We start from the raw sequence: 7,564 nt of genomic DNA, 5'->3' as shown, positions 1-7,564 counted from the left end.
GGCTAGAAGCCAAATCTATTGGTGATGAGTGCTGATTTTAGGCTAAACTGAACTCCGAAACTTGAGTTAATAAAACACGCACTCAGCTAAACAGTTTGCGATTAACCGGTATGGCTGAGGCTCTGTCTCAGCAGTGTGATCAACCCAATACCTATGAGGAGCTGAGCTTTCTCGAACGACTCGCACTCTTGGTTAATCATGAAATCACAACCCGAGATAACCGTAAAATTGCACGCCTGTTACAACAAGCCAAACTCCGAATCAATGCCCAACCATCAGACATTGATTACCAAACCAAGCGTGGTTTAAACAAAAGCACCGTCGCACAGCTATTGCAGTTTGACTGGGTTAAGCAGCATCGAAATATTCTGATTGAAGGGCCAACAGGCACAGGCAAAACATTCCTGGCCTGCGCCATGGGGCAAACTGCTTGTGAACAAGGAATCTCCGTGCGCTACTACCGGGCCAGCAGACTACTTGAAATGCTCACGATCGCACACGGTGACGGTAGCTTTGGTAAAGTGCTTTTACAGTTGCGGAAAACTGAAATCCTGATCATAGATGACTGGGGATTGGACGCCCTAAAGCGGCAGCAAAGAATGGACTTAATGGAAGTGATTGAAGACCGGCACGGAATCGGATCGACAATCATTACTAGCCAACTTCCAACCAATCATTGGCATGAAACTATTGGCGATCCAACACTTGCTGACGCCATCTTAGATAGGCTTTTACACAACGCCTATAAAATTAGTTTGAAAGGAGAATCCATGCGTAAAAAACAAGCGAATCTTGACCAACTGTGAACACTTAAGGTAAAAGTGCCGCATCTGCAAGAATAAGGGGTGGAAGTGTTCACGCTAAGCAAAAATCAGCGTTCATAGTTATAAAAATACGCACTCGTCTTCAGCAGGCAAATGGTAAGTATCAATAAGGTGGCCTTGAAGCCAAATATATTGAGGCATCCAAAACGAGTACTGTCGTATAAGAGCCAATACTTCTTTTAACGGTTTGTTTGCATGAGGCTCGGCAATACGAAAGTACATGAATGAGCAATAATCTCGAAAATACTCATGAAGCTCTGAATCCGATAGCGTTTCTTTTAGCGGCCTGTTTTGTTCGTCGTCCTCATCAGGGGAATTGGCATAAATTTCAAATAGCTGCTTTTCAGTGAGCATCTCCAAGAAGTGGTCTTCAATTAAAACCCCATCACTGGTATCGACGTCCATACCATCTTTGACATCAAAAGCCATGACACATCCAGAAGATAACGCCACTTCTGATGGTTTCAGTAAGTCATTAGCTAGCACAACTTGATGCCAATGATTAAAACCAGCAGATACTGCAACTTCATCGAGTGCTTGAGTGTGTGGAATGGATTTTTCACGTTTAAGCTTTCGTGCTTTTTGCTTTAAACGTTCAACCGAGGCAGAGGAAATGATTTTAGTAATTTGCATTGAGTTTCTCCTATTAGCGAATACGGTGCCCACTGCCGAGGTCGCAGAAAAAACCTAAGCAAAAAATAAATTTGATATGCATGTCGTCCCGTCCGGGTTTGCTAAAGTGGGCAGCTGGTCTCGACACGACCAATAACCCCATCATATCAACCGCATCAAAAAGATCAATTGTTAGTATTGTCTGAGTAGAACCCTCAAAACCTTCAAGAATTCGGCATCTAGCTGACCACTGAACCTACCAATCCCAAGGCATCCTTCACTTCTCAATTCAAACAACGAGGAGTGACTATGGAACCTGTGAATATTCCATCCTATATCGATGACCCGCCGCACTTCCTGCTTTGGAGTGCCGATGAGATGGCTCCCATTCTGTTGGGGCTAGTGATCGGCATTTTTACCGGTAATGCCTTGGTTTTATGCCTGTTGGGGTTGGTGACAACCAAGCTCTATCGGCGTTTTCGTGATGGTCGCCCAGATGGTTTTATTCTTCACGCCATCTACTGGGCCGGGCTGTTGCCAACCAAAGCCAAGACAATCCCTAACCCATTTATCAGGAGCTATCTGCCGTGAAGTTCGACGTGTTTTTAAAATCATGGCAAGGCACGCAATTAGAGAACCGATGGCAACGGTTCCTGATTGCGGTGCTGGTGCTATCTAACTTGCTGCTTGCGGTAGCGGCATTTTCTCGCAATACCGTGGTGGCCATTCAACCACCAACCTTGTCTGAAACGGCTGAAGTGTCACGAAACCAGGCCAGTCAGCCTTACCTGGAATCTTGGGGACTCTACCTGGCTGAGCTTATGGGCAACGTGACGCCGGGCAATGTGTCCTTTATCCGGGTTGCTATCGAGCCGCTACTTTCACCTGCGGTGTACCAGCAAGTGGTCGATGCACTGGAGATTCAGGCAAGACAGATCCGTGAAGACCGAGTCACGCTCAAATTCCAACCCAGACAAGTGGAGTATGAGTATGAAACCGGCCATGTCTTTGTGACCGGTTATTCCTTGGTCTCTGGACCATCTGGAGATGAGCAGCGCCAAACTCGCACCTATGAGTTTGATATCGACATTGAGCAATACCGTCCAAAACTTAGCTGGATGGATACGTATGAGGGGCAAGCTAGAACGAAGCGAGTTCGTGAAAAGTTGACCCAAGAGCAAAACCGGAGGGTGAATGATGCGAACCAAAATTAGTCGATGGATGACACCAAGTTTAATCGCAATGAGCTTGAGTGGCGTTCTGTTATCACAAGCGTCGTATGCAGACGTGGAATTGCCGATTGTGCCAGCTAGTGTGATGAAGCAGTCTGCTACTGCAAATCCACCGGTTCAAAGCAATTCGGTTGCAGCGGATACGCCAACAACGCTACTGATGACACCGGGGGTTAATGAACTGATCCCTGTAGCACTTGGTCATCTGAATCGAATTGTGACGCCGTTTGAATCGCCTAAGGTGAGAACAACCAGTGATGCTCAGACGCAAATCAAGGGGAATGTTGTATATGTAGCCACGGACAAAGAATCACCGGTTTCACTTTACATCACTCCGCCTGGTCAGGAAGCGCCCGCATTATCTGTCACCTTAGTGCCTCGTCGTATTCCACCGCGTGAAATTACCTTAGCTATTGATGGTCAGCAGTGGCCTATTAAGGGCGTCGTGAACCGCAAAGCCGCCACTTGGGAAACAGCTCAGCCATACGTTGATAACCTACGAGACTTACTCAGACGCCTTGCATTAAATGAGTTGCCACAAGGCTATGACATCCGTTTGGCTGTCCAAACTGACATAAGCCCTAAATGTTTTCAGCCAGGCTTAAAGTTTGGTTTTAAGCAGGGGCAAATTGTGACGGGACATTACTTCACCGTCTATGTAGGACTGGTTGAAAGCTTTGCCGATGAACCGATAGAAGCCAGTGAAATAGCCTGTCATGCACCAGATATAGTGGCAAGCGCCTACTGGCCGCGCAATATCTTGTTGCCGGGTGAAAAGACTGAGTTGTATTTAGTTGTTCGCAATCATCGTGAAGAAGCGGTGGAAAGTCAGCGACCTTCACTTCTTGTGGGAGGTGAATAACGATGAAAGCACAATGGGAACAAATGAGCCCGAACATGAAGCGTGGCCTATCGGTTGCTGGTATTGCTGGTGGTCTCATCCTTATGGTGATGGTGTTTTCACCTAATCCTGACGATGGCTCAAGCAATCGGAACCGGCAGGAAACGATCCGGCACATTCTAACGGATACCAATACTCGCGATGTTGGGGTCGATAGTTTGGCTGCAAACGTAAAACTACTCAGTGAGCGCAATGAACAGTTACGTCGTGAAGTTGAGCGCTTGCGTCGTGACGTCGATTCAGGGCGGCTAAGCCCAGGTTCGCCTTCTATACCAAGTGAGGTCAATGCGGAGCTGGCCCGCCTTAGAGCGGAACTTGATGATGTTCGCGCTGGAGGTGATGCAGCAGTTGAAGGCACAAATAGCCGCTTTGAAGTGCCTTTATCTGCCATGGAATTACCCAAAGACGAAAAGCCTCTGCCGTCTAACCCAGACGACTATTTTGCCAATGCGCCGCTGCCTGATCCGCTCTATCAGCAGCCAGCCAATGGCCAAGGTACACGAGCACGAGATGTTCCATTGCCGCCAATCACGATTCGTATGATTGAGCCTGAAGTGGTTGCTGAACCAGAGGTTGTTGTGCAAGAAGCGCCGCCTTTGTATCTACCGGCGGGCAGCATCATCTCAGGTACTTTGATCACCGGTTTGGATGCACCGACTCACGAGTCCGCAAGACGAGAGCCTTTTCCTGCATTGCTGAGGATTCAAAAGGAAGCCATTTTACCCAACCGATTTAGAGCGGATATCAAAGAGTGTTTCTTGATCGCCGCAGGTTACGGTGATTTGAGCTCTGAGCGTGCTTATTTGCGAGGCGAGACCATTTCATGTGTGAGAGAAGATGGTGGCGTCATTGAAACGCGACTGGATTCTTATGCCGTGGGTGAAGACGGCAAAGCCGGTATTCGTGGCCGATTAGTGTCGAAACAAGGCCAGCTGGTGGCCAAATCGATGATGGCCGGATTCCTTCAGGGCTTGGCAGGCGCATTTGATGTGAATCCTGTTCCGACGATTCAGACGGGTAATGCCGGTGATACTCAACTGTACCAGCAAGTCATGAGCCAAGAAGCATTACAAGGTGCTGCGATTAAAGGCACCGGTAAAGCATTGGATCGAGTGGCCAAGTTCTATTTGGACATGGCTGAAAATATGTTCCCAGTCATAGAGGTAGACGCTGCCAGGAAAATTGAAGTCATAGTCACTCGTGGTGCCTCGTTGTCGTTGGCCACTTCGCAAGGGGGAGGTGCAAGAAGATGAAAAAATCCTGCATGTTGCTAACCGATCGAAGTCCGTTTCAGACAATAAGATGTGTATCCAGAGGAGAGTTAACCATGACGACATCAATGCAGAACAACCCAAAGCACCATTCAAAACAGTGGTCTAAAGCTGGATTACTTTTATTGGTAGTCGGCTCAACCTTATTGTCTGGCTGTAGTTCATTGGGTCTTGGGAGTAGTGAATATGGATGCCCAGGTATGCCTGACGGTGTGCGCTGTTTATCCGCTCGTGAAGTCTATGAGCTTACCAGTAATGGCGCTGCACCCAAGACGATTGATGCTGTGGCGACTCGAATGGGTGCTCCCTCTGGGTATTCACAATCTGATTTAGAGACAGGACTGCTGAGCCATCCAGCATTACCTGAGACGCAGCAATCTGCACCTATTCGCATTCCTTCAAGGGTGATGCGAATTTGGATTGCGCCTTGGGAGGATGACCGTGGAGATCTGAATTTATCCAGCTACGTGTTTACCGAAATTGAACCGCGCCGGTGGGATATTGGGGTGTCAGCACCTCGAACGGTTTCGCCTGTGCTACGTCCACTTCAGACTCAGAGCGATTCAACCTCAGCGGGAGCTGATGGTAAGCGCGATAACTTGAGTATCTACGGAGAAACTAACGAATGACAAATGCAGTTCGCACCATTCAAACTCAGCGCCTAATGACCATTGGTGCGCTTGGTTTGATGGCGTTAATGATTTCGGAGCCCTCATTTGCGGGCACCGGTGGTGATGCTTTCACCGATGTGTGGGATACCCTAAAAGATTGGACCCAAGGTACTTTGGGACGGATCGTAGCGGGAGCCATGGTTCTGGTGGGTATTGTGGGCGGTATCGCTCGCCAAAGCTTGATGGCCTTTGCCTTGGGCATTGGTGGCGGTATGGGTCTCTACAATACGCCAACAGTCGTTGAAAGTGTTATGTCTGCAACTTTACCTGTCGTTGCCAGCACTCAAGAAGTCATTGACACAGCAGTTCCAGCGATCAGCGCCGTTTTACTGGGCACCTGAATGTGAGCCACAGTAGGCACTTCACTTAAGGTAATCAAACTAGGTCTACACAACATCGGGTTATTGGTGATGTTCTGTAGACCTTTTCATTTCAACAACGCCGCATTAGCGGGCTTGGTTTACAGTATTTGGTATATTAATACCTAAGGTGTTAAAATTCCTATCGTAATAAACTATATGGTTTATACTGTTCGTGATATTCATACCTTGGGTGTTAAAATGTCATCTAAAATAAACTGGCTTGTTGCTCATACTTCTCCTGGTGCGCTAGTACTTCAGCAATGGCTGACTGAAAACGGCGTGAGCTACTCCCTGGCTCAAAAGTACACGCAGAACGGTTGGCTGAAGAAGCTTAGTTCTGGTGTGTACTATCGTCCAAATGCGCAGGGCGATATAAAGCCAACTTGGGTTGATGCCATTCAAGCATTGGATGTGCAATTGGGCGTTCCAGTTCATTTGGCTGGATTGAGCAGCTTAACTCACCAAGGACTGAGTCACTATTTGCAGCTGAACAAAGAGCAAGTTTGGATTTGCGTTAAAAACAAGTCGTCCTTACCGAAATGGTTTCGTGAATTCCCTTATCAGAATTGGTTTTACTGCGGAAACCATAAGCTTGAAGTGAATCCCGAGAAGGATTTGAAAAGGATCACGGTTAAAGAGAAAGAGCTCACTGTCAGCTGTGCAGAACTTGCTGCCTATGAAGTGGTAGATGCGATTGGAAAGCTGATTTCATTTGAGCATGTCGCAGAATTATTTCAGGGTTTAGTCAATCTTAGCCCTAGAAAAGTACAAGATATTCTTGAACGAAGCAGCTCTGTTCAGGCAAACCGAATATTTCTATTTCTGGGTCGATACTACGATCACCAGTGGGTCAATCGCATAGATGAAACAAGAATTAAATTGGGGGCAGGAAAGCGGCAGGTTGTCGAAAAAGGACGTTTTGATGAGCGATATCAAATCACAGTGCCAGAGATATTAAGCGTCAAAAAAGGTGAACAACATAATGGATAAAGATAGCCCATATTACAAACAGGTTTCCTTGCTCATAAGAATGCTTCCTGTGGTAGCAACAGAGACGGTTTTTGCACTTAAAGGTGGCACCGCCATTAATTTATTTGTGAGAGATTTTCCTCGGCTATCTGTAGATATTGATCTTGCTTATCTTCCACTTGAACCAAGAGATGAGGCTTTGATTAATGTCAGGGCTGCATTGCAGCGCATTACAGACAGAATCAATACTCAACCAGATATCAGAGCGGCATTTCAGGATAATAAAGCTGATGAACTGAGAATCGTTGTATCAAGTCCGGTTGCGACGATCAAAATTGAAGTGTCGCCCGTCGCCAGAGGTACATTGCATAGTGCAGAAATAATGCCAGTTCAAGAGTCTGTTGAAGACGAGTTTGGTTATGCTGAGATTCAGGTAGTCAGTCTTCCCGATCTGTATGGTGGAAAATTGTGTGCTGCAATGGATCGCCAACATCCTCGCGACTTATTTGATGTGCGTATGTTACTTGGCAGTGAAGGGATTTCGAGAGAGATTTTGGTGGGTTTTTTAACCTATACATTAAGTCACCCTCGGCCTATTAATGAAGTCATGTCGCCAAACTGGCAGCCTCTGAATGAGAAATTTCAGGCAGAATTTGACGGAATGACTTTTGAAAAAGTTGAATGCGAAGACTGGGTAAGCGGATTAAATGGTTGATCTTACC

The 7,564-nt window shown here is 46.9% G+C and carries 8 protein-coding genes and 2 pseudogenes; 9 read left to right on the top strand and 1 reads right to left on the bottom strand.

The genetic code is table 11. The features are described 5' to 3' along the window. Positions 1-74: 74 nt before the first annotated feature. Positions 75-806: pseudogene (gene istB, locus ACX5KA_RS14135) on the top strand (IS21-like element helper ATPase IstB); the annotation flags it as partial. Positions 807-884: 78 nt separating this feature from the next. Here istB and ACX5KA_RS14130 read toward each other — a convergent pair. Then, positions 885-1,457 carry a hypothetical protein gene (locus ACX5KA_RS14130; RefSeq protein WP_001167481.1) on the bottom strand — a complete coding sequence of 191 codons (573 nt, stop codon included), beginning with the start codon at positions 1,455-1,457 and terminating at the stop codon, positions 885-887. Between the two features lie 288 nt (positions 1,458-1,745). Here ACX5KA_RS14130 and traL point away from each other — a divergent pair, with 288 nt between their 5' ends. The 8 genes and pseudogenes from traL to ACX5KA_RS14090 all read left to right on the top strand — a co-directional run. Then, complete coding sequence (traL, locus tag ACX5KA_RS14125) at positions 1,746-2,027, top strand: type IV conjugative transfer system protein TraL (RefSeq protein WP_000433889.1); 282 nt, start codon at positions 1,746-1,748, stop codon at positions 2,025-2,027. Beyond that, positions 2,024-2,650 (top strand): TraE/TraK family type IV conjugative transfer system protein, encoded by a 627-nt coding sequence (locus ACX5KA_RS14120; RefSeq protein ID WP_000667169.1) that lies wholly within the window; start codon positions 2,024-2,026, stop codon positions 2,648-2,650. The genes traL and ACX5KA_RS14120 overlap by 4 nt, the downstream gene beginning before the upstream one ends. Continuing rightward, a complete protein-coding gene (locus ACX5KA_RS14115) occupies positions 2,634-3,530 on the top strand; it encodes a TraK domain-containing protein (protein WP_002040533.1) in 897 nt (298 codons plus the stop codon). Before ACX5KA_RS14120 ends, ACX5KA_RS14115 begins: the two co-directional genes overlap by 17 nt. Before the next feature lie 2 nt (positions 3,531-3,532). Further along, positions 3,533-4,822 (top strand): TraB/VirB10 family protein, encoded by a 1,290-nt coding sequence (locus ACX5KA_RS14110; RefSeq protein ID WP_000647308.1) that lies wholly within the window; start codon positions 3,533-3,535, stop codon positions 4,820-4,822. 74 nt (positions 4,823-4,896) lie between these two features. After that, positions 4,897-5,469: a type IV conjugative transfer system lipoprotein TraV gene (gene traV / locus ACX5KA_RS14105; RefSeq protein ID WP_024015925.1), complete on the top strand. Its 573-nt coding sequence runs from the start codon at positions 4,897-4,899 to the stop codon at positions 5,467-5,469. Continuing rightward, complete coding sequence (gene traA, locus ACX5KA_RS14100; RefSeq protein WP_000180224.1) at positions 5,466-5,852, top strand: TraA family conjugative transfer protein; 387 nt, start codon at positions 5,466-5,468, stop codon at positions 5,850-5,852. Before traV ends, traA begins: the two co-directional genes overlap by 4 nt. 219 nt (positions 5,853-6,071) lie before the next feature. Beyond that, on the top strand, positions 6,072-6,863 hold the full coding sequence (locus tag ACX5KA_RS14095) for a type IV toxin-antitoxin system AbiEi family antitoxin (RefSeq protein ID WP_002040534.1): 792 nt from the start codon (positions 6,072-6,074) through the stop codon (positions 6,861-6,863). Continuing rightward, positions 6,856-7,542 (top strand): annotated as a pseudogene (locus ACX5KA_RS14090) (nucleotidyl transferase AbiEii/AbiGii toxin family protein); the annotation flags it as partial. The gene ACX5KA_RS14095 and the pseudogene ACX5KA_RS14090, both read left to right, overlap by 8 nt. Positions 7,543-7,564 lie beyond the last annotated feature (22 nt).

The organism is Alteromonas alvinellae (assembly GCF_902705805.1).
Note: the sequence above shows the minus strand (reverse complement) of the source record. Positions and strands in the feature narration are given on the sequence as shown.